Origin of the sequence: Meiothermus sp. (genome assembly GCF_026004075.1) — a bacterium.
GTDB lineage: Bacteria > Deinococcota > Deinococci > Deinococcales > Thermaceae > Meiothermus.
The window spans coordinates 225,183-251,968 of record NZ_BPIK01000001.1; the positions used below are offsets into that span (position 1 = coordinate 225,183).

Genomic DNA, 26,786 nt, shown 5'->3' on the forward strand with positions numbered 1-26,786 from the left:
CAATGAGCCAGGGCCGCCTCGAGTGGGAACTCCCGCCTGCCCGCAAAAGCCGCTGGGTGCTGTGGCTGCTGCTCCTAATTCTGGGCACCCTGGTGGTGGGGGCTTGGTTGACACCGGTGCAGGTGTATGCCCTTGCGCCGGGCGCACTGGAACCCAGGGGCCAGGTGCTGCGGGTACTGGCTCCTTCCGGCGGACGGCTCGCCTATGTAGGCGTGCAGCCCGGCCAGCTCGTGCAAAAAGGACAGCGGCTTTACACCCTGGATGGCCTGGGCAGCAGCCCGGAGGAAGCCCGCTTACAGCTTCAGACCGCTATGGCCCAGGCCGAAGAAGCCGTGCGAACCCTGGCCCAGGTACGCGAACAGCTCGCGCAGCGTCGGCGCATCGCCCAAATCCAGACCAGCCTTTATCAGGTAGGAGCCATCGCGCGTGTGGAGTACCTCGAGGCCCTGGAAAACCTGCGCCAAGCCGAGGCTGCCGTCAGGGTGGCCGAGGCCAGGGTTAGCACCCTGCGAGCCCAGGCCCAGGCCCTCAAAAGCCGCCGAAACATTCACCTAAACAGCCCGGCGACCGGACGTATACTCACGCTCTCAAGCCACCGGGCGGGCGAGCCGGTGATGGCGGGGCAGGTGCTGGCCGAGATACTCCCCCAGGACGTACCGCTGGTTTTCAGGGCCTACCTGCCCGAGCGGGAACGGCCCAAACTGCGTGCAAAAGCCGAGGCCGAGGTGGCCTGGAACGCCTTCCCACGCCAGCGCTTTGGAACCAGCCGCGGTACGGTTGAGCGCATATCCCCCAGCACAGTGGTTTACAACAACCAAGCCGTATACGAGATAGAGATTTCGCTGCCCTCACTAACGCTCTCCAGCGCCGAGGGCACCCGGCAGGTTGTTCCGGGTATGTTGGGCGAGGCGCGAATTGTTGCGGCAAGGCGCAGCGCGTTGAGCTTGCTCTGGGACTGGGTACGGGGGGTGAACCCGTGGGGATGATCCGGGTATTGAGCGGCTCGAGGCTGATTCAGGAAAGCCTGACCCTGGCCTTAGGTAACCTGCCCCTGCGCCGTGCGGTGGTGCTGGTAGCCGACTACCCCCTGGGCAGCGCCCTGGCCTTGCTTCCAGGCGTGCAAGGGCCTTGCGTGGTCAAGACTGCCTCGGACTCGCCTTACTACCTTTCCGACCTGGTTGCACTGGGCCCTGCTGGCCTGGTACTGGAGGGTGCGGGTCTAGACTTCCTCAGGTGGACGCTGCAGCAGGTTTCGGAGGGGCAAAGGGTCTTGCCCAGGCTTGGGGAGATTGGTCTTACACGAAAGGAACGCGCCGTACTGCGGTTGCTGGTTGGCGGTGTTTGTAACGAAGCGATATCTGCCCATCTCGGCATCAGTCCGCGTCGCACGGCCAACCTGGTCAGCACCGTCAAGCGGGCACTGGGTGCTGAGACCCGCGCCGATGTGGTACTGCGCTATTTTGGTCTGGCCCCTGAACCAATCATTAAGGCAAAGGCAATTCTTCAAAAAGCCGGTAACTTTTCACTTCCGCACGAGGTCGAAACCGCCTAGATTGGAGGTGTCAGGAAAGGGGGTGAACCCGATGAAACTTCGAGAGCTCGAGCCTGAGGAGATGGAGTAGGTGGTGGGTTACTAACCCTGTTTTGAACTGGAAACAGAGTCTGGGGATAGTTTGGCAAGAGGGGGGTTATGAAACTATTTGAACTGACCGAAACACAGTTGCATGAAACTTTAGGAGGTAATGTGTGTGTAGGCTCGGGATCGAATTCAGCAGTCGTTTACGATGTGGGATGCGGCGGTGGAACTGGGGCAGGGCCTTATATTCCATCAAATGCCCGTTCTCCGGCTGGCGGTGCAGGTGGGGAGGATATTTTGAATGCGTTTGGGTACAGTCCCAGACTATATGATCCCCAGTCTTCCGAGACGAGTGGTTTGGGCAGTGGTGTTGGGCTCACAGACGCAGAAGTCAGAACAGTTTATTCCCACAGTATTTACATGGATGGTCATGAAATTCGTAACGGTGATCCATATGACCGCTGGCCGTGAAACATGAAACTACAGACCTGCAAAAGGTTCCTAAAAATCAGTACATATTTATGAGGGCCAGCCAGTTTGTTCTGTATGTTACAAAATACGAACTGGCTGGTAAAGCTACTATGGATCAGGGTGTTGCAGAGTCTATCGCCGCAGTTGCCACAGTGGTTTTGTGGCTTTACTCCCTAAATGGTCTCTTAGTGGGTTGGATAGCCAAATACTATCGGGATGGTCTCAAACCATCTTTTCCGCTAGTAGGCAAGCCCAAATGGAGCGATCTACTGATGCTTGTTGCCGTGTGGTCGCTTAGTAGCATGACGTTGGCGACCTTGACAGCTTTATCTGGAGAATTGAAGACTCCAGTGCCCGGCGTACGTTTGGCTGCCGAAGAGTTGAGTGCCCAAATGCTGTTTGGGGTAGCGCTAGAAGAAATTGAACGAATGGGTATATACGAGCTGTTTCGGGGAACTTTCTGGGCCGCAGTCTGGCTAAATTCAGCCTGGTTCGGTTTCACTCATTTGGCAAGCTATGCTGACCTGATGGCACAATTTCCAGGCTTTGTGCTTATGATGCCCTTTGGTACTGCTGCTTTTGGCTTAGCTAGCCTTGCTATAACACTGAGAGTTGGTCTTTTTTGGGCAATTGGGGTTCATTTTTTGGTAAATTCCTTTCCCTTGGTGGTGATCCACGAATTAATTGTAGTCAACTACCTTATTTTTATTTTTTCTACCGCAGGGTTATTCACCATTGGCATAATCAACCTGAGGCGGTAGCGTAAAATGGCTGTTCATAAGCATATCTGTTCGCAACTCTAATCATTAAGGCGACCCTTCAAAAAACCGGTAACTTTTCACTCCCGCACGAGGTCGAAACTGCCTAGATTGGAGGTGTCAAGAAAGGAGGTGAGCCCGATGAAACTTCGAGAGCTCGAGCCTGAGGAGATGGAGCAGGTGGTGGGTGGTGCGACCGAGCCCAGCGCATGGCTGAAGCTGATAACCCAGCTTCCCACGCTGCCGGAGCCCTGGCCCCGCGGGGGGATTGTTTCACCGCCCAAGCTGCCGGAGGAGCGGGAGTAGCTGTTGGAATCTAAATCAGAGCGACCGGAAAGTCCGTAAATTTGTTACCAGACCGCTAGATAAAGGTGGGTGGTGAAAATGAAACTCATAGATTTGGGCGAAGAAGCCTTGGAACACGTAGTAGGTGGAATTTGTGTTGACCTTGGTCTCGGAAAAGTGTGTTACGAGGATGGAAAATGGAGCTATCGTTCAGAGTTTAATTTTGGCCCCATTGAGCTCAATGAGAAAGAGTCTGAGGCTTTCAGCGGGCCCTTGCGTTCGGTATCAACAGCTTTTGATTCTGTAATGGGTATTGATCGTCCATACTGGGATCCTTACGGTATAAGTGAGCGTGAAGGTGAGAAGTACTCAGGAGGAAAAGCTTTCTGATTTTCGAATATGGGGTGAGTGGAATCGATCTCTCACCCCTTAAGGAGACGGTTTGTGATTTATTACATTTACTTTATTGCGGCGATAGTGATCGCTTACAACGCTATCGCTCTGCACTTCTTTGGCAGCAATGCATTTGTGCGTTTACCAGCGCTGCTTTTTTTCATCGTAGGGGCAGGGTATCTTGCAATCAACCATAAAAAGTATCGACAATACTTTTCGCTGCCAGGGAGAACGATTATTCCCGTTATATTTTTGGTGCTGATATTCGACTCCGTATTTAGAGGACTCATGTACAGTGCTTCGTTAAGCCGAGGTGTGCAGTGGACGACACCCTTTGTAAATTTTTTTGAGGAGGCTGGTCGATTAGGTTTATATTTATTGGGGTTTCAATCATACCTTCTTAATTCTGCCTTGTGGGCTTTTGGACACTTGATTGATTCCAAAAGCCTCAGTTCAGATGCACTTATTTCTGGTATGTCCATTTGGGATCGCTGGATGATAATCCTAAATTTTCTACTGTTAGGTTTACTCCTACTTCGATACGCAATAAAGTCAGGCTCGATTTGGGGAGCCTTCTTTATTCATTTAGCTATAAATCTCAATCCTATTGATATTCGGCCATCCCAACCTGATGGTCAGGCATTTCTGTGGATAGTTCTTGTTTTCTCATATCTTGCTGCTGCTTGGTTGGTTGGTTTTTCCGTTGGACGTTTTGAGCGGTGCGCAAGAAGCACTAGGTAGCAGTGAAGAAGTTTTTTTGAGACGCCTCCTAGCAATCGGAGCTGTGCTTTTTGCGGGATTTTATTTCGGCCACCGTTAGGTCAATCTTAACAGTTAGAACGGCAAGGCAAGAATTTTGATCAAGAGATTGAACCACAAGCAGAAATACTGAGATAAAGAGCACCCAGCCAGTAAGGTCAGGCAGAAAGGCCGGTCAGAAGCTGCCGTCTGAGGGATTGAGCGGATAGTAGCTGAGCCTTACGCCAGGAAAGCGCAGGGGATAGCTGTTTTTGCTTTCGGATACAGAGCAGGGCAGTAAGGGTGAGGTCGGCGTGCTTGAGCTGGGCAGCATAAGAACGACAGAGGCATTTGCACAGGCCCAGGTTCTGCTTGAGCAGGCGGTGTACACGCTCCAGATCCCAGCGGGCTTTCCAAGCCGCGATGACCTCTTGAACACCCGTTGGCAAGGTGGACAATAGGGCGCCCTCCTGGTGGGGTAGCCAGACCAGCAACACGTCGAGCGAGCCCAGGTCAGCCAGGGTGACCCTGAGCCGTTTGGCGTACCAGCCGAAGCGCTTGTAGTAGCGGGCTTTACCAGGTGGATATTGTTCACCCAGTTCGCGGATAGATAGACGCCGAGCTTCACCTTCAAGCTCCACCTCCACCTTTTGATTCAGGCGTGCTCTGGCCACGAAAGGAACGTTTTGAGCGCACAAGCCTGCTAGATGCACCTGGCCCGCAAACTGGTTGTCGAACACCACCCCCTTGAGGTCATACCCCGCTTCCGTGACCACCTTTACGCTTTGCAACAAAGCCTGTCCGGGGGTGCGGTAGGCGTAGGGTTCAGAGGCCATCGCTGCGCTGGGAAAACCCTCCAGGCTCAACGGATAGGGCGGCTCTCCCAAACGTACCAGCCCGCTGGACAGCAGGTTATGACCCCAGACCGGGGCTTTATCACTGCTCGAATAGACCCGATCCACCCCCTCGATCCAACACCCCTGGTGCTCCACAGGCACCAAGTCCACCCCCTAATACATCCCTCTGGGGGCCAGCCTCAGCCGTTCCAAGCGGCTGCGCTCGTAGGGTTTGGCTTCCCGCTTCAGCAACCTACACCCGTAGCTGGCGCTGTGCCCAGACCACCCTCCCGAGGCCAACGCGCTGGGGCTCTTATGCTCGGACTCCAGCAGGCCCAACACGTATTGCCTTTCCCACCCTGCCAGATGCGATAAACTGCCTTGTACGACTTCAGACATCGTACAGAGTTACCGTGCTGACCGGGCTTCTCACTATAGCCCACAGCACGGTTCCTCTTTATCATCGCCTTCTTGATCCTGGGTTCAATCTCTTGATTAAGGCGACCCTTCAAAAAACCGGTAACTTTTCACTTCTGCAAGAGGTGGAAACCGCCTAGATTGGAGGTGTCAAGAAAGGAGGTGAGCCCGATGAAACTTCGAGAGCTCGAGGCTGAGGAGACGGAGCAGGTGGTGGGTGGTGCGACCGAGCCCAGCGCATGGCTGAAGCTGATAACCCAGCTTCCCACGCTGCCGGAGCCATGGCCTCGCAGGGGGATTGTTCCTCCCCCCAGGCAGCTGGCGGAGCGGGAGTAAGTGGTCTGTTAAAGAACAGTCGGTTGGTTTCGTGTTCCGTTCAGGAGGAAGCATGAAGGTCAAAGAACTTTCAACTGATGAAGCAGAGATGGTCATTGGAGGCTGCAATATTTATTGCAGAGCTTGGAAATTTTTATCAGACGCAGCCACCGTAGACTGGATTAGAGAAAAGCTAGAAGAGATGAGTAAAACGGGTGGTAGTTCCGAGCCAACACCTGTTCTTTACGACCAGTCTAGCGGTTGGTATGACAAACCCAAAAGTAACCAACCCTCAATAAGTGAAGTAACCGGAGGAGGGGGAAGGTTGGTAGTTATTGCTGATCGTTGAATCACAATTTCATCTCACGAGCTGGGCTCACATGAGCCCCGCCTGCCTAGAGTAGACTGGAGAGATTTGCGTGCCTCAAACACTCATCAATCCCTTAATTACAGGTGCGGTCACTTTCTGGGGTATTTTTTTGTTAGCTCGATACCACAGCAATGAGAGCGGACTTTCTTTCATTCTCATATTTTATGCCATATCCGGTCTCCTTTGCATCATGAGCTTTATCCGAAGTTGGGCATTGTGGTCTTTTCTATTTGCAACTTCCTTGACAATAACAGGTAGTATAGCAGTGCAAGTATTCACTGTTTCTGCGATATACTGGATAGTCCCGTTGATCGTCATTGCACTTTATAGATTGAAGTTATTGCATCCAGGTTTGATCGACCTGATGCGCCTTCCAGCAAACAAATCTCGTTCTTTGTACCTAAGCATAGTTGTTCTGGCTGCAGGTATCGCGGTTTACTTAGTTGCCGTGGGCGTTCCTGCAACGAAGTATGGTGTGCCAACTTCTTCCCCGGCTAAATTATTTGAGCTGCCTCTTACTAGTGTAAGTCCAACTCAATATCAATCTTTTCTAAGTGGTTTCAACGAGGAGATATTCAGAGCTGGGTATTTGGTGAATGGTCTATCACACCCCTTATTAAATGCACTTTTGTGGGCAGTTGCTCATCCGCATAGTTTGCAAAGAATCGAAAGAAGGTGGGGGGTGGATTTGAGCGACTCCCCGTACAAAAATGCTTTTCTAAAGACCGTGCTGATCAGCTATTTTTTCGCCATGTTACTCCAAGGCCTTTTACTTTTGTGGCTGATGAGGAAAACACAATCTGTATGGCCCTCGATTTTGTGTCATTTAGCACATAATGCTCTGGTGTGAACTGGGAACTAGAACTTTGCCGCCTCGGTACAGCGAAACACAAGCCAGCGTCGCACGGCCAACCTGGTTAGCACCTTCAAGCGGGCACTGGGTGCCGAGACCCGCGCCGATGTGGTACTGCGCTACTTTGGTCTGGCCCCTGAACCAATCATTAAGGCAATCCTTCAAAAAACCGGTAACTTTTCACTCCCCTACGAGGTCGAAACCGCCTAGATTGGGGGTGTCAGGAAAGGAGGTGAAACCGATGAAACTTCGAGAGCTCGAGGCTGAGGAGATGGAGCAGGTGGTGGGTGGTGCGACCGAGCCCAGCGCATGGCTGAAGCTGATAACCCAGCTTCCCACGCTGCCGGAGCCCTGGCCCCGCGGGGGGATTGTTTCACCGCCCAAGCTGCCGGAGGAGCGGTAGCATGGCTTTCAACCGTGTTTTTGAAACTGCGTCCACCGTGGCATGGAGGCGTCATTGTCCAAAAACCTTGTAGCGAATTTTTGTGGGAGGTAGGAGCATGATTCGTGAACTTAGCGTAGAGGAACTGGAAACCATTGAGGGCGGGGTTATCCCGGCGGCGGCATGGGTCATAGCTTCAGTTGGAGTTGCAGCAGCGGGTATCGGTGCAGGAGTTTCTATGGTTATCAACGCTTTACGTGATAACAATCCCGAGTCTTCTTCTAGCATCAACACTCCTAACTTTTGCGCCCCCTCAGGCAAATAGATAACTTCTCATACCGTTTCCGCCTAAGTCCTCACCATTGGACACAGTCAGAGATGAAGGATTCAAGCTGACCAAAGGGAGTAGAAAAGCATTTCGGCAGTATCGTTTAGGCTTTCAAAAGTGAACGATACTGCCGAAATGCGCATCAGAGAGGAAGCCGAGTCGACATCAGTTAGCTCGCCTTGTGTTCAAGATGAAGAAAATCATTCGTTTGATCTCGATTTCACTTTTATGTCTTGGGGGGATATTTGGAGTTGCCGGAGTCATACTCGCGGTGCAGTGGCTACTTGTGGGTTTCAACCCTAGTATTAGGGGCAACTCATTGAACGCTCAGGTAGCTCGAGCGGTCTATAGGAATTTTTTCGACAAAGAAAAAGCCAAGGTTTTTGTCGCCAAAGTTTTAGAGTGTGGTGAATCCAATGCCGCCTGTATAGGAAATCACCTAAGGGCACTTGACCCACATATGGCTGGAAACGATTTTGGTCTGACTAAGCGAAGAGAGCCCTCGCGCTCTACTGCTTTTGGGCAAGCGGCCATTAGTTTAGGAAAGGTAAAGTATCTTAGGATTCCCGATCTCAGGCTTCCTCACCCGATCGGGGGTCGCGAGCCGAATATTCGGTTCCTGAACCCGATTGCAGAATTTTTAGCTACAACTGCTTCTCAACATCATTTGGTTCTAGACCTCAGGGACTGCGGTGGCGGAAGGGATTGGGCTGCTCTTGCGCTGGCCTCGCCGTTCATATCTAGTGGCACAGTGGTTGAGGCGAGTTATAGCCCGGTCTGGATGCTTCGCGCACTTTCTTCGATTCTCGAGCCGAGGCAGTTTACAGATAAAGGTGTGCGCAGCAAGGTTGCTTTCTCCCTCGAGCTTCCCTCGGCAAAGAAGGTATACCCAAAGGCCATTTACATCGTTGTCAACAGAGGTACTGCGAGTGCATGCGAGTATATGGCGCTCGTCCTGAAAAAATACTCATCACAAAAGGTGATTTTTGTCGGAGATCAGTCCTCGGCTGGAATGGGAAATACCTCAATCACGCCCGTCAAAGCTGCTGGAAGGACTATTTATGTGACCTCTAGCATTGTTCGTGGATTACCACCTAGTGTCAAACCCGAGATGAGCATCGTAGAGATGGAGCGTGATTTGGGTTTTCAGCTAAGCAAGCTCGATGGGTACCGGTTCCGCTCTAATCCTTCACCAAAGGATTAGGGCTGACCGAAGGGAGTAGGCGTGCATTCCGGTAGTATTGCTTAGAGCCTGCTAACTAGCTGTTCGTAAAAGCTCCACAGTTTTCGCTGTCATCAGAATCGAAAAAGCCAACCAGTGCCAACCTCGCAAGGTCTCAGCCAGCCGCTCATAGTCTCGCGCCAGCCTGCGAAACCGGGATGTCCAGGCAAACGAACGTTCCACCACCCAACGCTTCGGCAGCAGCACGAATCCTCGTTTGGCCCCTTCCACCTTGACCACACACAGGGCGATGCCTTCCGCCTCTGCCGCTTGTGCCGCTTCCTCCCCAGTGTAACCCTGATCCACAAAGGCCACTTCCACCTGCTCCCCCGTCACTTCCTGCACCTGTTGACTGAGGGCTCCCACCTGGGCCCGTTCCTGTTCACTGGCCGCCGTTACTACCAGGGCCAGCAGATGCCCCAGGGTATCTACCGCCAGGTGAACTTTGCTTCCCTTGCGTCGTTTGTACCCATCGTATCCGGCCCGCTCCCCACTTTGCGGGGTGGACTGTAGGGTGCGAGCATCGTAGATGGCAGCGCTGGGATGGGCGGCTTTGCCCTGGAGCATTCGCAGGGTCATGCGCAGGTCGTGTACCAGGTCTTCGAAGACCCCCCGGTTCATCCAGCGGTAGGCTTGCGCCTGAACGATATGGGGGGGTGGGAAGTCGTGGGGCAGGTAGTCCCACTGAGCACCGGTTCGAACCATCCAGCGCAGGGCGTTGAACACTTCGCGCAGGTCGTACTTGCGCTGGGGTGCTTCCAGCGGGGCGAGGGTCAAATAGGGCAGCACCAGAGCCCATTCCTCATCACGGACGTCCGATGGGTAAGCACGGCGGTTCATGCTCTAAACATAACTGCAGTGCCTGATTTGGGTAAGGTGGTTTGTAGATTCTAGACTTTTAATAGTGAACGATACTGCCGGAATGCGTATGAAATCCACTGCCCGGCGAGCTGCTACGTAGTCTCCCCAGACGGAAAACAGGTGGGAACCTCAGCGCCAAGCGATGTGATGCCGTGCTACTTTGGTCTGGCCCCTGAACCAATCATTAAGGCGACCCTTCAAAAAACCGGTAACTTTTCACTCCCGTACGAGGGCGAAACCGCCTAGATTGGAGGTGTCAGGAAAGGGGTGAACCCGATGAAACTTCGAGAGCTCGAGGATGAGGAGACGGAGCAGGTGGTGGGTGGTGCGACCGAGCCCAGCGCATGGCTGAAGCTGATAACCCAGCTTCCCACGCTGCCGGAGCCGTGGCCCCGCAAGGGGATTGTTCCCCCGCCCAAGCTGCCGGAGGAGCGGGAGTAGAGAATTTGATTCAGGCAACAAGGAAATAGGAGGGATAGTGACATTGATTAGGTAAAAAGTTGGGGCTTTATAGTTGAGTAAAACCTTATTCGTTAGGAGGAACTTGTGAAACTAGAAACTAATAGAGTTGAGTGATAAGCAGCTTATTGAACTAGCAGGTGAAGACGGATGGCAAATCGGTATCTCTTGTGGATTCAATATTCCGGGAGGTTGGGGATGTCAGATTGGTATTGGGTACTCGAAAGAAATTAGTGGTGCAAGTCGAGATGAACAAATCCGTGCCCACAATGAAGCGCAATGGTACTATGGAGAAGTCATTCGGGCACATGGTAATGATGGAAGCGGGGTTTTTTCAACAAACACAGCTCCATCTGGCGCAGTAGAGGGCTATAGATAGAGTGATGCTAGGTGGGCTTGGTAAATATAGCCCACCTAGTAACAACTTGCCCCAATATTCTTGGATGATAAATGGATATAGTTTTATACGGCATTTTTGTCATTGTTGGATATCTAGGCTGGCTGGTTTGTTGGTCAGACTCCTTAGAAGATTTGCCGAAACCTAAAAGTTTCTTCCAACTCGGAAGTTTGGCCAATTTTTTACTTGTAGCCGTCTCTTTTTTTGTGATGGGTCAAACCACAATATTTGCGGCGTCAGTAAATGCTAACCTCTACTCAGAGGTATCTCCGCCATTAGCCCTACCCGTTTTGGACATGAATCGTTCCGCTAGTATTTTGGAGCTTACCCTCCGATTTCTAAAACTTCTCCTATTTGAAGATATGCCAAGAATAGGCATATATTTATTGGCACTTTATGTTAGTACCAAGTTTTTCTCCCCAAGTACTTCGGTATTTATTTCTTTGGTTCTATCCTCATTCTGCTTTGCTTTGATACACGGGTTTGATCTATCCCTAACCATTCAAGCCGCATTCGTTGGGGCCATTCTCACTTTAGTAGGTCTAAGATATGGGGTGGCTATGTCTGCTTTCTTGCACGTAGCGCTAAATCATTTCAAAATCGGCGTGTTTTTCCCTGGATTTGCTGCTGGCACTAACATTTTCTTAGGTATATTTTTGAATTCGACTTGGGTATATGTTTTATGGAGTTCTTTGTTTTGGCCAAAACTAAGGAGGGAGTAAATATGCGCTTTGGCCCAGCCCTTGTGTTCGTACTACTTTTTTGGATGTGTCCAGCGCTAGCTATCACACCTCAAGCCAAAAGCTACCTGGACAACGTACTGGACTTGCTCGAGACGCACTACGTACGTAGCGACACCATCAACTGGACTGAACTGCGACAAAAAGCGTACCAACTAGCCGCCAACGCCCAGCGTCCCTCGGACACCTACCTGGCTATTGAGCAGGTGTTGGCCGAGATAGGGGAGGGGCATATGTACTTCATCCCAGCACCCCAGGCAGGCCAGGGGAGTGAGGCCCGTACCATGTACGGGGGTGGGCTCGAGCTGCGGCGGGCGGGGAACTTCATCATTCGGCTAACCCCCGGCGGCCCGGCTCAGAAGGCAGGTCTGGAGATAGGGGATCAGATCGAAATGGTAAACGGCAGACCCTTGATCCTACCGGAAGAACTTTTCAGCTATCGGCAAGGCCAGACTGTTGAACTTTTGGTGTACCGTGCTCGTACCGACCAGCGCAAGACGGTGCGGCTCTCCCTGACCGAACCGCTACAACCGCCCAAGCCTACCGCTTGGCTCCTCGGCCAAAAGTTTGGCTATCTGGATCTGCCCCGGCACAGCCTGGCCGATGCCCGCCAGCTCGACTATGCCCGCCAGGTACAGCAGGCCATCCGGGCGGTGGATGCCCAGATGCCCTGCGGCTGGGTGGTGGACTTGCGCAACAATGCCGGGGGACTGTTCTACTCGATGCTTTTGGGGGTGGGCCCGCTGCTTGGAGAAGGATATGTGGGGGGTCTGGTGGGGCCAAAATCCAAAGAACAATGGATTTATCAGGATGGCAAGGTGCTGGTTAGGTCGGGTGATGCTACAAAGGTAATGGTGCAACTCGAGCAGCCCTACCGGCTGCGCACAGTTAATAGCCCGGTGGCGGTACTGATGGGGCCCGAAACCACCAGCGCGGGTGAGGCTCTGGTGATTGCCTTCAAGGGTCGCCCCAACACGCGCTTCTTTGGCGAACCCAGTTATGGCTTCACCACCGCCCTGCGGATGTTCGAACTGCCCGACGGAGCACGGATTGCCATTGCAGTTGCTTTCTTTGCCGACCGGGAAGGACAGCCCTACGACCAGCAGCTCGAGCCCGATGAAAGCCTCTTTACCGAATGGGGGTTTTTCCAAAGCGAAAAAGATGAGGTGTTGCAGGGTGCTCTGGTCTGGCTGCAAAACCAGCCTGTCTGCCGGGATACTCGACCTTAATGATTTCTTTAACTGTTCTGTGCAAAAAAATTCTTTGATTCTTTTTTTACAAAATGTAGTAAGTAATGAAAGCAGCAATAAGCTAACGGATGTTATCTGTTATCGCTGTGCCGCAAGTGCCTGACCAACCTCGGATTTTCTCGGGCACTGTTGAGTTTATTTAGGGATGTGATCTCAATGTCCGTTCTGAGCCCCAGCGCCCTCGAGCTTCTCGCGACCGCCCCGGCAGTGGTGGTGGCCCCGGTGGGTATCGGCTTCGCCCAGGCCGATCTAGAGGCTTGGGCGCACAAAACCAGACGCCGCATCTTGCGCGACCCCGCCGAGTTTTCCGGTCTGGCACCTACCCTAATTTTGCCCCAACGACGCTCCGACTTGGAGCGCCTTAACTCGAGCGACCCTCGAGACTTTCTCTTTCTCCGGGAATCCGATCTACTCTTCAGCCACGACGAATGGCAGCAGGCCGTGGGTGCGCAGCAAACCTACGCCGAGACCGGCGGCTGGCCCGAGGCACTGGCTCTGTTGCAGCGAATCGTCCTACGGCCTGGTGAGTCGTTGGTACGACATCCCCTTTGTGTGGCTCGGCTGGGGTCGCTGCTACCCAAGGATATTCCCCGCGAAATTTTAGCCAAAGCGGCCCAAAGCCCACTTCTGATTCCCGAGCTGTACGGGCTGCTAGGTCTAGATGGCACATCCGTTGCTGAACTCTACGACCGGGGCCTGCTTTATGCCCAGGGTTCCGGTTTGGTCATGCCCAAGCTGTTGCGGCTCTACCTACGGGGTTCTATTTCTGCCGAAGTGGCCCGGTTCATCGAGACAACATTGTTGGCCAGTGGTCATGCGACGGCTGTCCTGGAGTTGCTGGCCGAGCAGGGTGAATGGGAACGGTACCTGCGGCTCTTGACAGAGACGTTTTCGACCGCTCATGGCAATGCCTATCTGCGCGAGCGGCTGGCTCTGGTTCCACCAAAGTACCGAGATTTGCCTGTCTATCGTTATCTGGCTACCTATCTGGCCCGCTTCGCCGGCCATACCACACTCATGGAAAAAGAGCTGGTGGAGTTGTTGCCTTTGGCCGATGACCACCTTCGCCCCTTTGTGCTCAACGCCTATGGAGTTTCTCTGGGCATGCAAGCCAGGTATGAAGAGGCCATCGAAAAGTTTCGTGAGTGCCTCGAACCCAACGGTTCCAGGGTAGAAGAGATCACTGGAAAGGTTTTTCATAACCTGGGGGTGGCGTTTTTTCATCTCGGAAAATTTGCACAGGCCCAAGATGCGCTTTTGCGTGCAGCAAGCATTTATCGCCAACTTGGGCTATTTGATCAAGAAGCCATTTCCCTGGCAACCTTGGCTCCGGTGGAGCTTTGTCTGGGTAACCCGCGGGAAGCAATTTCGCTCCTCGAGCGTGCCCTACCCTACATGAATAAGCTGGCAGCCGAGAGCTATCTCACAGCCGAAAACCTGGCGAAGGCCTGGATAATGTGCGGCGATAGTTCAAATGCGGAAAAGCACCTTCTCGAGCTACCCGACCCCAAAAGAGATCTTCGCAGCCATTTGGTCACCAAGAAACGCTTGGGCGAGGTGTATTTATGGAAGGGGCGGTATGCAGAGGCGAAACAGTTGGTTGAGGAGGTTTTGTATAGCAACTTCAAGGATCAGGAAGTCCTGGACGATGCGCATTTATTGTTGAGCCGCATTGCTTTTCTGGAAGGCAAGACCGAGCAGGCTCGAGCCCATCTGAATAAGGTGGCGCGGAGTGTTCATGCCATCACCGAGTCGGGTTGGCAGGGCCTGGTCAACCTCGACACAGCCATCGCCGAGCTACGTCGGCTAGGGATGAAGTTCGATTTAGCCCAACTTCTGCTTCGCAAGGGCGATTTGGCTTCTTTACGAGAGGCACTGGAGCTTAGTCGTACATACCAGTATGGCTTGTTGCTGCACCACCCACATTATGCTCACCTCTGGCGGCCTCTGGTGTTGGCCGATAAGGGTGCGCGAAGCGTTTTCCCGTTGCAGATAGGTACTTTCGGTTCTTTTGAGGCCCGGTTATTGGGTACAAAGCTTGACTTAAGCCGGTTCAAGACCCGCAAATCTGCGGTGTTGCTTACATATATGGCCCTTCATCCCAGCGCGCACAACCGGGATAAACTGGCCGAGCTGTTTTGGAACGATGCCTCCAGTCCGCTGGCCTCTCTCAACACCGCGGTCTCCGAGCTTAGAAAACTGTTCGAAGCGCCGATCATGGAGGGTAATAAGGGCCAGGTATGGCTGACTTTTCCGGTTCAAACCGACCTGGAGGACTTTACCAAGAGCACCGAACCATTCCTGAAACAGCCCTTGCTCGATCCAAACCAAATTGGCCGCCTCGAGGCCCAACTAGCCCGCTTTGATGCACCTTGGCTTCCAGACTTTCCGGATTGGTTCGATGAAGAGCGCGCATTTGTGGAACACCGGAAGGCCAAACTTTGGCGATTACTGGCCGATTTTTATGCCACTCGTGCTCCGCATAAGGCGGTTGCTGCCTATCAACGAGTGACCTGCCTCGAGCCTTTCAACACCGAGGCTTGGGCCGGCCTGATGGAGCTTTACAACACACTTGGCGAAAAAAGCCTTGCTGAACAGGCTCGGGCCGCTATGCATAGGGCTATGCGGGAGCTCTTTCCATAAAAAACCCCTGTATGTGCTACTGGGGGATGTGAAAAAAAGAGGGGGTCTGTTGTAGGAGCTACCCGCCCAGCAGTTGCCGGTAGAGGGCCACGTACTCGCGAGCCGGCCCATCCCAGGAAAAATCCTGCTGCATGGCCCGTTTAGCTACGGCTTCACGGTCGGGGTGCTTGAGAAACTCGCGCACCCCGTGCAGAATCCCCCCGGCGTCCATGGCCTCGAAAATGAAGCCGGTTTCCCAGTGCTTTACGGTGTCCAGCAGGCCGCCCACGGCCCGCACGATGGGCGGGGTTCCGTAGCGCATGGCGATGAGCTGGGCCAGCCCGCAGGGCTCGAAGCGCGAGGGCATTAGGAATCCGTCGGAGCCGGCATAGATGCGGTGGGCCAGGGGTTCGTTGTAGCCCTGCACGTAGGCCAGGCGGCCCTTGAGGTGCGCGGCCATCCAGGCGAAGGTGCGCTCGAGGTGGGGATCTCCGCTGCCCAGCACCACCAGGTTGACCCCCAGGCCCATCAGGCCGTCCACCGCATCGGCAATCAAATCAATCCCTTTCTGATGGGCAAAACGCGAGACCACCCCCAGGGTGGGGCGGTCTTCCAGGCCCAGCTCCGAGAGCAGCAGGGCCCGGTTGCGGGTCTTGCCCGAGAGGTCGCTGGCGCTGTAGTGGTGCTCCAGGTAAGGGTCGGTGGCGGGGTTCCAGTAGGCGGTGTCGAGGCCGTTCAGGATGCCCCGCAGCTTCCACTGCTGGGCCCGCAGCACCCCGTCGAGGCCTTCGCCCCCTTCGGGGGTGGTGATCTCCCAGGCGTAGCGCGGCGAGACGGTGGTCACGGCATCGGCGTTCACAATCCCAGCTTTCATCAGGTTGACCGAGCCGTGGTGCTCGAGGCCCGCCCCGTAGTAGGTCTCGCCCGGCAGGCGCGTCCAGGCGTAGAAGTCCTGCGAACCCCAGACTCCCTGGTAGGCCAGGTTGTGGATGGTATAGACCGTGCGGGCCCTGAACCAGCCCAGGTTGCGCAGCAGCGGCAGCAGGGCAGCCTGCCAGTCGTGGGCGTGTACAACATCAAAATCGCCCAGCAGCTCGGCGGTAGCCATGGCGAAACGCACGAAGCGGCGGAAGTCGTCGGGGTAGCCGTAGGATTTGTCGCGGGCGAAATCCCCCAGCCCCACCAGCACGTAGCGCACCCCGCCGTGCTCGGCGTGGCCGATCCCAATCTTCTCGCGCTGGCCTTCGAAGTTGAACCAGGCCTCGCCCACGTAGTAGCCCTGGATACCCCAGTACCAGGGGATAAAGATGGTGGGCTCGAGGCCCTGCTTCTTCAGGGCCTGGGGCAGGCTCCCAATCACATCGGCCAGACCCCCCACCTTGGCAAAGGGGAAGGCTTCGGAGGCGACAAAGGCAACTTTCATAGGCGTAAGGGCAGTTTACCCCTTCGACCGGGTTTCTTCACGCCAGACCCCCTCCGGCAGCCAGAGGCCCGAGACGCTTTGCATGGCCCCGAGGCTGGGATAGGTATACACCCAGACCGCGCAGGGTTGTGGGGCTGGCTGGCTCAGGTAGGCCGTGGTGGGGATGCGCCGGTACTCCCGGCCTTCGTCCTCGAGTTCGTCGAGCGGCTCGAGCGCGTGTGCTAAATCGGCAAACCACTGCACCTCGCCCCAGACCCGCCCCTCCCCCCGCACCACCCCCGGATAGGCATAGGGACGCACCTCGCTTCTGGGAATGTGAAAAAGCCTGAAACCTTCTATGTAGGCCTCGGCTGAGCGCAGCCAACCGGCCTCTTTCGAGACCTGGAAGTTGCGCTCGCCCTGCTTGAGGGTACCGTAGACAAAAACCGCTTCTGGAGCATCCATCTTCAGCCAAGCATACCGGCCAGTGACTGCCTATGGTTGAGAAGTTTGCTGTACCAATTACCGCCCCAGCAACAGCACCACCACCGGGTGCTCGGCCTCGGGCAGCGAAAGGAGTTTGCGCACCTCTTCGTCGTAAAAGGTAGCGGCGGGGTAGGCTTGCAACCCCAGGGCGGTGGCGGCCACCATCACCTCGCCCACGGCGTAGCCCACCTCCAGAAGCGCATAGCGGAAGCCGCGCAGCCCGAAGACGGCCTCGGAGCGCTCCGGCACGGCGCTAAACACCACCAGCGCCGCCGAGGCCTCCACCGCTTCCAGATCCATCAGAGCCGCCCGCCAGCTTTGGGGGTCGAAGCGGCTGGAAAGCTGCTCTAGCTGGTGTTGCTTGGCGGCGTAGTGGTAGATGCCCTGGAAGGTGTCCTGCAGGCGCTGCACGGCCAGGTAGACCTCGAGCGGATACGCACCCCCCGCCGAGGGATACCCCCGCCCCCCCCGGCGCACCGCCAGCGGGGCCAGCACCTGCGAAAGCTCGGCCTGGGTGATGGAGGAGCCCACCTTGGGGGTGGTGGGCGCCACCCTCGAGAGCACACGCCACACCGCCGGGCCCCCGTCGCGGGCCGGTTCCGATAGCTCGACCGACTCCAGCGGGTTGGCATAGACCTTGGCCGCCGGCGCCCGCCCACCCGGCAGCTCGTCTCCGGGGAAAATGCGCGTCAGGCGGTAAAAAACCTTGCCGGGATGCTTGTCCATAAATGCCGATGGCCGATAGCCAATAGTGTACTGCAGACCTCTTGAGGCTACAGGCTACCAGCTTCGGGCTAAAATCTGTAGCTCTTGGGCACCACCACAATCCCTTCCGAGGTGACGGTGAAGCCCCGTACCCGGTCGGCCTCGAGGTCGTAGCCAATCTCGGTGTGGGGCGGGATGACCACATTTTTGTCCACGATGGCGTTGCGCAGCTTGGCGTAGCGCCCCACCTCCACCTCGTCGAAGAGCACGCTGCGCTCGACCAGGGCATAGGAATTGATGCGGCTGCGGCGGAAGATCACCGACTCGCGGATGGTGCCGCCGGAGATAATGCAGCCCCCGGCAATCAGGCTGTTGAAGGCCTGTCCGGTGCGGGCTCCGGCCTCGTGCACAAACTTGGCCGGTGGCGAGTTAAAGTTGGCCGCCCGCAGAGGCCATTCGGGGTTGTACAGGTCGAACTCCGGGGTGACCTGGATCAGGTCCATGCTGGCCTCAAAGTAGGCATCAATGGTGCCCACGTCGCGCCAGTAGGTGTTGGGGCCGCTCTGGCCGGGGATGGGGTTGCGTTTGAAGTCGTAGACCTGAATGCGATAACCCTCGCTCAGGGCGCGGGGGATTACGTCCTTGCCGAAGTCGTGCGAGGAGTTGGGGTCTTTGGCGTCGTGCTCGAGCTTCTCCACCAGGGCCTCGGTACGGAAGATATAGTTACCCATCGAGACCAGGGCCTGGTCGGGCTTGCCAGGGATGGGGGTGGGGTTCTTGGGTTTTTCCTGAAAGCCCACCATGCGCCACTGGTCGTCTACCTGCAGCACCCCAAAACGGCTGGCCTGCTCGATGGGCACGGGGTAGGCTGCAATGGTGAGGTCGGCTTTGTGGTCGGTGTGGTAGTCCAGCATGTGGGCGATGTTCATCTTGAAGATGTGGTCGCCCCCGAAAATTGCCACGTGCTCGGGTTTGTGGTTGTTGATGAGGTGTAAGTTCTGGTAGATGGCATCGGCGGTGCCGCGGTACCAGACCGGCCCCAGCTCCTCGTAGCGGTACATCTGAGCCGGCACCAGCAGAATGAAAGCATCCTCCAGGAAGCCCCCAAACCGCCAGTGCCGCTGTACGTGCTCGGTGAGGGACTGGGCTTTGAACTGGGTGAGCACATAAATCCCGTAAATCCCCGAGTTCAGGAAGTTGTTGAGTACAAAATCGATAATACGGTAACGCGCCCCAAAAGGCACCGAGGGTTTGGCGCGCTTGGCCGTGAGCGGGAACAGCCTTGAACCCTGACCTCCCGCGAGAATCATCCCTAAAACTCGCATAGACATGACGAAGTTGCCTCCTTTGCCAACAGCATAACAGGCCTGGGGTTGTGCTAAAAGCCTGGGGTGGGTATCCGCCCTGGCTCAGGTTCTTGATGAGCGGGCTGTGGTTATACTTTTCCAGCATGAGGCTATCCTACGAGGCGCTCGAGTGGCGCACACCCATCGAAAATTCCGCCGAACCGGTCTCCCCGCCGCCGCCCCCGCCTTTTTTCGGCCAGGAGCGGGCTAGGGGGGCGCTGGAGATGGCGATCCGCGGAGGTTTTCACGCCTATCTGGTGGGGCCTTCCAGTCTGGGAAAGCACGAGGCCCTGCTGGCTTACCTGAGCACCCAGAGCGTGGAAACCCCGCCCGATCTGCTGTACGTGCCCCTCTCGGAGCGCAAGGTAGCGGTGCTAACCCTGCCCAGCGGGCAGGAAATTCACCTGGCCGAGGCAGTGGAGGGCCTGCTGCTGGAGGTCAACCGGCTGGACGAGCTGTTTCGACAGGGCTCTTTTCTACGGGAAAAAACCCAGCTCGAGGCCCGCTTCAAAGAGGCCCGCGAACAGCAGCTCGAGGCGCTCCGACGTGAAGCCCAGGAGGCCGGGTTTGCCCTGTCTAGCAACGGCGAGCGGCTGGAGCTCACCGGCCCCGGCCCGGTTCCTGCCGAACTCAGCGCCCGGCTGGAGGAGGTTACCCTGGGCAGCCTGGCCGCTTCCGCCGAGCTCGAGGTCGCCCTCCGGCGGCTGCGCCGCGACTGGGCCCTGCACTACCTTAATAACCGCTTCGAACCCTTGTTTCAGCGCTTCCCCCAGGCCAGAACCTACCTCGAGGCCCTGCGGGCCCGGCTGGCCCGCTACGCCGAGACCGGCGAGCCCCTCGACCCGGCCCAGTGGCGGCCCAACCTGCTCACCTCCTCCAGCAGCGGCACCCCGCCCCCCATCGTCTACGAACCCTACGCCACGGCCCCCCGGCTTTTTGGGCGGCTGGACTACGTGGTGGATCGGGGGGTGTGGAGCACCAACGTCAGCCTGATCCGCCCCGGCGCGGTGCACCGCGCCCAGGGGGGGTATCTGATCCTGGATGCCCTGAGTCTCAAGCGCGAGGGCACCTGGGAGGCCTTCAAGCGGGCCCTGCGCAACGGCCAGGTCGAGCCGGTGACCGAGCCCCAGGCCCCGGCCAGCCTCGAGGTCGAACCCTTCCCCATCCAGATGCAGGTGATCCTGGTGGGCACCCCCGAGGCCTTCGAGGGGCTGGAGGAAGACCCGGCCTTCAGCGAGCTGTTTCGCATCCGGGCCGAGTTCTCGCCCACCCTGCCGGCCAGCCCCGAAAGCCGCATGGCCCTGGGGGGGTGGCTCCTGGCCCAGGGCTTCCAGCTCACCCAGGGCGGCCTCACCCGGCTCTACGACGAAGCCCGGCGCAGCGCCGAGCAGCGCGACCGCATGGACGCCCGCCTGGTGGAGATTCGGGCCCTGGCCGAAGAGGCCGCCGTTCTTGGGGAGGGCCTCGTCAGCGCCGAGTCCGTTGAACAGGCCATTGCGGCCCGCGAGCACCGGAGCTTTCTCTCCGAGGAAGAGTTTTTGCGGGCGGTGCAGGAGGGGGTTATCAGCCTGCATACGACTGGAAAAGCGGTGGGCGAGGTGAACAGCCTGGTGGTGGTCGAGGCCGCGCCCTACTGGGGCCGCCCGGCCCGCCTGACTGCTCGAGCCGCCCCCGGCCGCGATCACCTGATCTCCATCGACCGCGAGGCCGGCCTGGGCGGGCAGATTTTCCACAAGGCGGTGCTGACCCTGGCTGGTTACCTGCGCAGCCGGTACATCGAGCATGGTTCCCTACCGGTGACGATCAGCCTGGCTTTTGAGCAAAGCTATGTCTCCATCGAAGGCGACTCGGCTGGGCTGGCCGAGCTGGTAGCGACGCTATCGGCCATTGGCAACTTCCCCCTGCGGCAGGACCTGGCCGTAACGGGCGCGGTAGACCAGACCGGTAAGGTGCTGGCGGTGGGGGCCATCAACGCCAAGGTGGAGGGCTTCTTCCGGGTTTGCAAGGCGCTGGGCCTGAGCGGAACCCAGGGGGTGATTCTGCCCCAAGCCAACCTTGCCAACCTGACCCTGCAGGCCGAGGTGCTCGAGGCCATCCGGGCCGGGCAGTTCCACATCTACGCGGTCGAGACGGCCGAACAGGCCCTCGAGCTTCTGACTGGCGCCCGCATGGAGGGCTTCCGGGGTCTGCAGGACAGGATCCGGGCTGGGCTCGAGGCCTTCGCCAGGCTCGAGGAAGGCCACGATAAAGAAGACCGGGAAAATAGCCAGTAACCCGGCTGCCACAGATTGCTGCTGGCCCTTGGCGTATCATGCAGCTATGCGCCGGTGGGTGATGGCTTTGCTGCTACTGGGCAGCCTGGCTTTGGCCCAGAATCAGGATACCCAGGCCTTTGCCCTGCGCCTCGAGCAGGCCTGGCGGCTGGTTAAGGAGCGCTACTACGACACCAGCTTCAAAGGGCTGAACTGGGAGGCCATAGGCCATGCTTACCGGCAGCGGCTGGGCGAGGTGCGCGACTGGGACGGGCTATACCGCCTGCTGGACGAGATGTACGGCGAACTGCGCGACGACCACTCGAGGGTGCTGAGCCCCGAGGAGGCCCGGCGTCTGCTGAGCGGTGCCCAGTGCCTGCCCCTGCCCTTCAAAGACCAGGATCTGCTCCCCAACGCCACCCCACCCAACCCCAGCTCTCCCAGTCCCCGGCCCGCTCAGCCGGCGAACCCTGTTTCACCCCCTTCCCAGCCGTCCCGAACCCCCTACGAGACGCCCCAGGTGCGCTTTACCGATGGGGTGGTCATCGTGCGGCTGAGCAACCTAGTGGACGCGGCGGGCCTGAGCGCTTTGCAAGAGGCCATCCGTCAGTATGAGCCCAGGGCCCGGGGCTATGTGCTGGACTTACGGGGTAACCCTGGCGGACTGGCCCTGCGCATGGCCGAGGTGGCGGGGGTCTTTATGCGGGGTGTGCCCTGGCGCATTGTGAGCCGGGGCCTGGGGGGCATTCCGCTGCCCACCACCCCCTTCCTGGGCCGCCCTCAGACACAAAAACCTCTGGTGGTGCTGATTGACGGCAACGTGCACTCCGCCGCCGAAGGGCTGGCCGGGGCCCTAAAAAATGCAGGACGGGCCTACCTGATCGGCACCCGCAGCGCCGGCAACACCGAGGCCCTCACCCCCTACTGCTTCCCCGATGGTGGGGTGGCTCTGGTGGCGGGCGGCGTGCTGGCCCCATTCTCCGGCCCCACCTGGGAAGGGCGCGGGGTGGAACCCGACCTGGTAGAAGAAAACCCCGACGAGCAGCTCGAGGCCGCCCTGCGCTATATCCTGCGTCGGCAATAGATTTTGCTATTTGAGCTTTTAGGCTTGAGGGGTATCGCCAGTCGCGATTCCAGTTTTTGGCTTCCCTTGGCGATGGATACCAAACAAGAAACGACTGACCGCGCTGTGCTGCACCAGCTCGCTTAGCAACACGGTAACCACCAGCGAGCTCGTCAGCAGCAGAACATACAACCAGCCCACAGGCAGGGCCAGCTTGAGCACGAAATACCCCAGCACCACGATCACAGTTTGGTGCCAGATATAAAACGGATAAACCCAGTGGCGGGCCCTGTCCAGGAACCCCGAAGGCTTATTGAGAAAGCGGTGTGCGTAGGCCAGAATGGCAAATATAAGGCTTAAGGCGGCCAGATCTCTTAGCGACCAGTAAATCTCATGATAGGGAAGTAGTTCGCTAGAGACAAACAGATTGCGATGCAGGACGGAAGAGTAAAAAGAAGCTTTTAGCAGAACAAGACCCAGGCCTGCCAGCAGAAATTGACGGCGTTGCCCAAAAATAGCCTGTAGCAAGCCGGGCCGCAGATACAGCGCAAAGCCCAGGACAAATAGCTCGAAGTAGAAGCCGAGGTTGGCCAGGTCTTCAGCCAGGCCCGGATGAGAACCCAAGCTCAGGGGGAGCAAAGCCCCCAGTGCTGCGGGTGTGATAACCAGCAACCAGACCCGCCAGGGGGCGGCCTGTAACCAGGTCTCGAGCCGGGCCAGAAAACCCAGCCCCAGGGGACTGCGCAGATACAAAAAAACCGGCAAGGCCAGCAGCGAAAAGTAAAACAGATACAAAAGGAACCACAGATGCTCTGTGTGCAAATTGAAAAACAAGAAGGAACCATCCCCCCACCACGGGCCGATGAGAAACTGTCCGTAGCTGCCTTCGAAATGCTGGGGGTTGCTGGAGTCCAATGAAAGCCGCCGAATGTACTGCTGGGGCGGTACGATGAGCAAAACCCCCATGGCCAAAGGAATGATTAGCCGCTTGAAGCGATCTACTGAATAACCGAACGCAGAGGCCCTGCGTAGGGCGAAAACCGTTGCGGCACCGGATACAAAGAACAGCAGGGGTAGGCGCACTGTGGTAAGGGCTTCGTTGAAGTAGGTGAGCCATCCGATCTCTGGACCCTTGATAATCCAGGGCCAGCTATCAAAGGGGCGCCCGGCATGAAAGACCAGCCCCAGAAATACCGCCAGCAAGCGCAGCCAGTCTAGGTAGTGAATTCGCTTGTCGCTACTCATGTCTAGTAGTGTCTATAGTTGAGCGGGCATGCTATTTCAGCTTTCGGGCCAGCCAGACCAGGCTAATGGCTTCGGCTAGCAGGCGGGGCTGTTGCTGCATCTGGGCAGGGGAGTAGGTTTGGGTAAGGTTCAGGCTAGGGGTCAGCACCTCACGCAGTACAGGTTCAGCGGCTTGTATTTGCTCTTGCAGGTGGCTTCCCAGGCCCGCGGCCAGCCAGCTTTGGGTGACGTCGAAGCCCCGCTTGTAGCGAGCGGTACGAATAGAATCGGGGATTTTGCCCTGTGCCACCTGGCGCAAAGCCCACTTGCCATAGCCGTGTCGCAGCTTGAGGTGTACCGGCAGGGCCAGGCCCAGCTCGAGCACCCGGTAGTCCAGGAAAGGAAGGCGGCTCTCGATGCTGTGGCCCATGGAGTTGCGATCCTCATAGCGTAGCAGGGTGGGCAGGCTGTACCGGGTGACATCGAGCATCTGCCGCAACCAGGGGGCCTGACGATGGTCTGTGCCAAGCACCAGCCGCACCGAAGGCAGCCGCAAATTCCCTTGAGCTGGCCCGCCAAAATAGCGCTGGCGGTTCTGCCAGAACAGGCCCAGCTTGTACATCTCTGCGCTCAGGAGCCGGGCCAGTCCTAGAGCAAAGCCCGCTAGCTCGAGGTACTGCTTCTGGGCGAGCAGGTAACGGAACTGGAACAGGAAAAACTTACGGTAGCCCATAAAGCCCTCGTCGCCCCCCTGCCCACCCAGCAGTACCTTGTAACCTTCGCTGCGGGCTGCCTCGTAGACAAAGTTCTGGGCCAGGATGCTGAGGGTGGGGAAAGGGGCATCCTGCGCGGCCAGGGTTTTTTCGAAGGCTTGTACAAGGTGCTCTTTGGAAAGCTCGGGCCAGACAAAATGCACATCAATGCCGGCTTTTTGTGCCAGTTCCTGGGCCAGGGGGCCCTCGGAACGGGGAGCCTGGGGGTGGCCGTAGCAGAAGCCCACCACCCGCTCGTGCTGCTGTGCGGCTAAAGCTGCTACCAGCGAAGAGTCCAGCCCGCCCGAAAGCGAGACGGCCAGCGGTACATCGGAGCGCAGCCGCAGTTGAACGGCGCTGTGTAGGGTGGCCTCGAGCTCCTCCAGTAAGGCTTTTTCGTCCATGCCCCTTAGCGCCTGTATTTTCTGCTCGACCCGGCTTTTTGGGTCGTAGTAGGGCTGGGGCTCAATGCTGGGCTGGTTAAGCTGCACGCAGGCGTGGTGTCCGGCGGGCAGGGCGTGCAGGCCTGTGTAGGGCGATATGTCGCTATCGTCCTCGTAGACGTAGTAAAAAAGCCCCCTGCTGACATATTCCAGGTTGGGGGAGAGGCCAAAGTGCTGGGCCAGGGCCTCGGTAGAGGAAGCAAAGGCCAGCAGACCTTGCTGCAGGAGGTAAAACAGCGGTTTGACGCCAAAGCGGTCGCGCACCAGCCAGAGCTGCCCTGCCTGGGTATCCAGCAAGGCAAAGGCGAACATTCCAATAAAGCGTTCCCAGGCCTGATTACCCCAGGCTTTGTAGGCTTCCAGGATGACCTCGGTGTCGCCCTGGGTTTGAAAGCGGTGGCCCAGGGCCTGTAGCTCGGCGCGCAGCTCGAGGTAGTTGTAAATTTCCCCGTTGAACACAATGCAGTAGCGCCCGCTGTGATCCCACAGGGGCTGGTTGGAGTGCTCGGATAGGTCAATGATGCTCAGGCGGTTGTGGCCCAGTACCAGCTGGCCGGCAGGCTGGGGTAGCTCCACCACTGCCTGATGATCGGGGCCTCGAGGAAGCTGGCTGGTCACAATTTTACCGACCAGCTTCGTCAGCTCCGGCATGGACTGGGTGGTTGAAAAAGCCCCGGCAATACCACACATTCAGGCCTCCAGGTGATGGGCGGTGCCCGCTTTATACAGGCGCTGGTACAGCGCCGTAAGTTTGGCGAATTCCACGCCCCAGTTGAGCCGCTCGAGAATCAGTTGTCGCCCGCGCTGTCCCATGGCCTCGGCCTCGGCGGGGTGCTCGAGCAACCAGCGGATGGCCTCGGCAATGGCTTTGGGATCGTTGGGATTGACGAAGAGTCCACAGGATACATCGCCGATAGAGCGTCGCCAGAGCGGGAAATCCGAGGCTACAAAGGGAATCCCGGCCATCATGTACTCGTACAGCTTGGTTGGCTGCGAGACCAAAAAGCTGGGGATGGGGTGCAGAACGGCCAGGCCAATGCGACTGCTGGCTAAAAGCTCGAGGGTCTCAGGGCGGTTTTTGTAGCCCAGGAAATCGGTGTAGCGGTAGCCAGGGTGCTGCTCGGCCTCAGCCCGCAGGCCTGGCGGAGCAAAAGCCCCAATCAGGGTTAGGCGAACCTCTGGGTTTTGCAGGTGCTGCATGGCCTCGAGCATCTCGAAGAGCCCGCGCACCGCGGTAATGCTTCCGGCATACAGCACCCGGGCGGGCCGGTTCTGGTAGGGCGTGCTGCCCAGGGCAGCAATTTCCTGGGGGTGCGGGAAGTTTTGCAGCAGGATGGTTTTATGGGCCGGAAAGCGAGCTGCGATGGGCTCGGTAACCGTCACAATCCCGCTCAGCAGACTGCCAGCCAGGCGCTCCAGCAGCCGCATACCGCTGGCAACCGGGCCGCGCAGGGGCTTGGGAATCCAACGCTTGCTCAGAATGTCGGTAGGCACGTCCTCGTGGACATCGTAGACCACTTTTTTGCCCTGCAGGCGCAGCAGCATTCCTACAGGAATCAGCTCGGGGTCATGAAAATGATAGATGTCCCCTTGCTCGGCCAAAGCCTGCTTATATACGGCCCAGACCGTGCCCAGCATACGGCCCAGACGGCCTTTGGTTTTTGTAACCGACCGTACCTGCACCCCCTGGCGCACCTCATCTCGCTCATGGGGTGCCACCAGCACGACCGGGTAGCCTTCCTGGGCCAGACTCACGCACTCTCGATGAAAAATACGGACATCGAAGGGGGGGTGGGCCGAGGTGAGGTGAACGATCTTAGGCAGGGGTTGTGGCATGGTA

Annotated in this window: 29 protein-coding genes; 20 read left to right on the top strand and 9 right to left on the bottom strand. The window is 57.3% G+C overall.

The genetic code is table 11. The annotated features are described in order from the left end of the window. Nucleotides 1-2 precede the first annotated feature (2 nt). From Q0X18_RS01085 to Q0X18_RS01115, 7 genes are all read left to right on the top strand, one after another. Nucleotides 3-986 (top strand): efflux RND transporter periplasmic adaptor subunit, encoded by a 984-nt coding sequence (locus Q0X18_RS01085; protein ID WP_297557434.1) that lies wholly within the window; start codon nucleotides 3-5, stop codon nucleotides 984-986. Continuing rightward, nucleotides 983-1,552 (top strand): LuxR C-terminal-related transcriptional regulator, encoded by a 570-nt coding sequence (locus Q0X18_RS01090; protein ID WP_297557436.1) that lies wholly within the window; start codon nucleotides 983-985, stop codon nucleotides 1,550-1,552. Before Q0X18_RS01085 ends, Q0X18_RS01090 begins: the two co-directional genes overlap by 4 nt. A gap of 138 nt (nucleotides 1,553-1,690) precedes the next feature. After that, on the top strand, nucleotides 1,691-2,047 hold the full coding sequence (locus tag Q0X18_RS01095; RefSeq protein WP_297557437.1) for a hypothetical protein: 357 nt from the start codon (nucleotides 1,691-1,693) through the stop codon (nucleotides 2,045-2,047). Continuing rightward, on the top strand, nucleotides 2,044-2,808 hold the full coding sequence (locus Q0X18_RS01100) for a hypothetical protein (RefSeq protein WP_297557438.1): 765 nt from the start codon (nucleotides 2,044-2,046) through the stop codon (nucleotides 2,806-2,808). Before Q0X18_RS01095 ends, Q0X18_RS01100 begins: the two co-directional genes overlap by 4 nt. A 138-nt stretch (nucleotides 2,809-2,946) precedes the next feature. Beyond that, nucleotides 2,947-3,111 (top strand): hypothetical protein, encoded by a 165-nt coding sequence (locus Q0X18_RS01105; protein ID WP_297557440.1) that lies wholly within the window; start codon nucleotides 2,947-2,949, stop codon nucleotides 3,109-3,111. Nucleotides 3,112-3,189: 78 nt separating this feature from the next. Further along, nucleotides 3,190-3,480, top strand: a complete 291-nt coding sequence (locus Q0X18_RS01110) for a hypothetical protein (RefSeq protein ID WP_297557442.1) — start codon at nucleotides 3,190-3,192, stop codon at nucleotides 3,478-3,480. A gap of 54 nt (nucleotides 3,481-3,534) precedes the next feature. Then, nucleotides 3,535-4,224: a type II CAAX prenyl endopeptidase Rce1 family protein gene (locus tag Q0X18_RS01115; protein ID WP_297557443.1), complete on the top strand. Its 690-nt coding sequence runs from the start codon at nucleotides 3,535-3,537 to the stop codon at nucleotides 4,222-4,224. Between the two features lie 176 nt (nucleotides 4,225-4,400). On the opposite strand, the gene Q0X18_RS01120 is transcribed toward Q0X18_RS01115, so the two are convergent. Beyond that, the gene (locus Q0X18_RS01120; RefSeq protein ID WP_297557444.1) at nucleotides 4,401-5,219 is read right to left on the bottom strand and encodes a transposase; all 819 of its coding nucleotides are present in this window, start codon (nucleotides 5,217-5,219) and stop codon (nucleotides 4,401-4,403) included. A 426-nt stretch (nucleotides 5,220-5,645) separates the two neighbouring features. Here Q0X18_RS01120 and Q0X18_RS01125 point away from each other — a divergent pair, with 426 nt between their 5' ends. From Q0X18_RS01125 to Q0X18_RS01150, 6 genes are all read left to right on the top strand, one after another. Beyond that, the gene (locus tag Q0X18_RS01125; RefSeq protein WP_297557446.1) at nucleotides 5,646-5,810 is read left to right on the top strand and encodes a hypothetical protein; all 165 of its coding nucleotides are present in this window, start codon (nucleotides 5,646-5,648) and stop codon (nucleotides 5,808-5,810) included. Nucleotides 5,811-5,862: 52 nt separating this feature from the next. Next, nucleotides 5,863-6,138 (top strand): hypothetical protein, encoded by a 276-nt coding sequence (locus tag Q0X18_RS01130; protein WP_297557448.1) that lies wholly within the window; start codon nucleotides 5,863-5,865, stop codon nucleotides 6,136-6,138. A gap of 328 nt (nucleotides 6,139-6,466) precedes the next feature. After that, entirely contained in the window at nucleotides 6,467-7,009 is a 543-nt protein-coding gene (locus Q0X18_RS01135; RefSeq protein WP_297557450.1) for a type II CAAX prenyl endopeptidase Rce1 family protein, read from the top strand. A 244-nt stretch (nucleotides 7,010-7,253) separates the two neighbouring features. Next, a complete protein-coding gene (locus Q0X18_RS01140) occupies nucleotides 7,254-7,415 on the top strand; it encodes a hypothetical protein (RefSeq protein ID WP_297557451.1) in 162 nt (53 codons plus the stop codon). 97 nt (nucleotides 7,416-7,512) lie between these two features. After that, entirely contained in the window at nucleotides 7,513-7,719 is a 207-nt protein-coding gene (locus Q0X18_RS01145) for a class IIb bacteriocin, lactobin A/cerein 7B family (RefSeq protein WP_297557452.1), read from the top strand. A 193-nt stretch (nucleotides 7,720-7,912) separates the two neighbouring features. Beyond that, complete coding sequence (locus tag Q0X18_RS01150) at nucleotides 7,913-8,926, top strand: S41 family peptidase (RefSeq protein ID WP_297557453.1); 1,014 nt, start codon at nucleotides 7,913-7,915, stop codon at nucleotides 8,924-8,926. A 51-nt stretch (nucleotides 8,927-8,977) separates the two neighbouring features. Here the strand turns inward: Q0X18_RS01150 and Q0X18_RS01155 are convergent, their stop codons facing one another. Further along, nucleotides 8,978-9,784 carry an IS5 family transposase gene (locus tag Q0X18_RS01155; protein WP_119342530.1) on the bottom strand — a complete coding sequence of 269 codons (807 nt, stop codon included), beginning with the start codon at nucleotides 9,782-9,784 and terminating at the stop codon, nucleotides 8,978-8,980. Nucleotides 9,785-10,081: 297 nt separating this feature from the next. Here Q0X18_RS01155 and Q0X18_RS01160 point away from each other — a divergent pair, with 297 nt between their 5' ends. The 5 genes from Q0X18_RS01160 (at nucleotide 10,082) to Q0X18_RS01180 (ending at nucleotide 15,294) form a co-directional block, all read left to right on the top strand. Further along, the gene (locus Q0X18_RS01160; RefSeq protein ID WP_297557454.1) at nucleotides 10,082-10,246 is read left to right on the top strand and encodes a hypothetical protein; all 165 of its coding nucleotides are present in this window, start codon (nucleotides 10,082-10,084) and stop codon (nucleotides 10,244-10,246) included. A gap of 127 nt (nucleotides 10,247-10,373) precedes the next feature. Further along, nucleotides 10,374-10,643: a hypothetical protein gene (locus tag Q0X18_RS01165; protein WP_297557456.1), complete on the top strand. Its 270-nt coding sequence runs from the start codon at nucleotides 10,374-10,376 to the stop codon at nucleotides 10,641-10,643. Nucleotides 10,644-10,714: 71 nt separating this feature from the next. Further along, nucleotides 10,715-11,383: a type II CAAX prenyl endopeptidase Rce1 family protein gene (locus Q0X18_RS01170; RefSeq protein ID WP_297557458.1), complete on the top strand. Its 669-nt coding sequence runs from the start codon at nucleotides 10,715-10,717 to the stop codon at nucleotides 11,381-11,383. A 44-nt stretch (nucleotides 11,384-11,427) separates the two neighbouring features. Then, nucleotides 11,428-12,630 (top strand): S41 family peptidase, encoded by a 1,203-nt coding sequence (locus Q0X18_RS01175; RefSeq protein WP_297557460.1) that lies wholly within the window; start codon nucleotides 11,428-11,430, stop codon nucleotides 12,628-12,630. Between the two features lie 306 nt (nucleotides 12,631-12,936). Continuing rightward, complete coding sequence (locus Q0X18_RS01180; RefSeq protein ID WP_297557461.1) at nucleotides 12,937-15,294, top strand: tetratricopeptide repeat protein; 2,358 nt, start codon at nucleotides 12,937-12,939, stop codon at nucleotides 15,292-15,294. Nucleotides 15,295-15,352: 58 nt separating this feature from the next. Here the strand turns inward: Q0X18_RS01180 and Q0X18_RS01185 are convergent, their stop codons facing one another. From Q0X18_RS01185 to glgC, 4 genes are all read right to left on the bottom strand, one after another. Beyond that, nucleotides 15,353-16,696 carry a glycogen synthase gene (locus Q0X18_RS01185; protein WP_297557463.1) on the bottom strand — a complete coding sequence of 448 codons (1,344 nt, stop codon included), beginning with the start codon at nucleotides 16,694-16,696 and terminating at the stop codon, nucleotides 15,353-15,355. A gap of 15 nt (nucleotides 16,697-16,711) precedes the next feature. Further along, on the bottom strand, nucleotides 16,712-17,140 hold the full coding sequence (locus Q0X18_RS01190; RefSeq protein ID WP_297557465.1) for a gamma-glutamylcyclotransferase: 429 nt from the start codon (nucleotides 17,138-17,140) through the stop codon (nucleotides 16,712-16,714). Nucleotides 17,141-17,197: 57 nt separating this feature from the next. After that, complete coding sequence (locus Q0X18_RS01195; protein WP_297557467.1) at nucleotides 17,198-17,887, bottom strand: SagB/ThcOx family dehydrogenase; 690 nt, start codon at nucleotides 17,885-17,887, stop codon at nucleotides 17,198-17,200. Between the two features lie 68 nt (nucleotides 17,888-17,955). Next, a complete protein-coding gene (gene glgC, locus Q0X18_RS01200; RefSeq protein ID WP_297557469.1) occupies nucleotides 17,956-19,197 on the bottom strand; it encodes a glucose-1-phosphate adenylyltransferase in 1,242 nt (413 codons plus the stop codon). A 119-nt stretch (nucleotides 19,198-19,316) separates the two neighbouring features. On the opposite strand from glgC, the gene Q0X18_RS01205 reads away from it, so the two are divergent. Both Q0X18_RS01205 and Q0X18_RS01210 read left to right on the top strand, forming a co-directional pair. Beyond that, nucleotides 19,317-21,485, top strand: a complete 2,169-nt coding sequence (locus Q0X18_RS01205; protein WP_297557471.1) for an AAA family ATPase — start codon at nucleotides 19,317-19,319, stop codon at nucleotides 21,483-21,485. Nucleotides 21,486-21,531: 46 nt separating this feature from the next. Beyond that, entirely contained in the window at nucleotides 21,532-22,548 is a 1,017-nt protein-coding gene (locus Q0X18_RS01210) for a S41 family peptidase (protein WP_297557473.1), read from the top strand. 18 nt (nucleotides 22,549-22,566) lie between these two features. Here the strand turns inward: Q0X18_RS01210 and Q0X18_RS01215 are convergent, their stop codons facing one another. Genes Q0X18_RS01215 through Q0X18_RS01225 form a run of 3 tightly spaced genes read right to left on the bottom strand, consistent with a single transcriptional unit; the run spans nucleotide 22,567 to nucleotide 26,782 of the window. Beyond that, on the bottom strand, nucleotides 22,567-23,772 hold the full coding sequence (locus Q0X18_RS01215) for an acyltransferase family protein (protein WP_297557474.1): 1,206 nt from the start codon (nucleotides 23,770-23,772) through the stop codon (nucleotides 22,567-22,569). 31 nt (nucleotides 23,773-23,803) lie between these two features. Beyond that, entirely contained in the window at nucleotides 23,804-25,636 is a 1,833-nt protein-coding gene (asnB, locus tag Q0X18_RS01220) for an asparagine synthase (glutamine-hydrolyzing) (protein WP_297557475.1), read from the bottom strand. Then, nucleotides 25,637-26,782: a glycosyltransferase family 4 protein gene (locus tag Q0X18_RS01225; protein WP_297557477.1), complete on the bottom strand. Its 1,146-nt coding sequence runs from the start codon at nucleotides 26,780-26,782 to the stop codon at nucleotides 25,637-25,639. Nucleotides 26,783-26,786 lie beyond the last annotated feature (4 nt).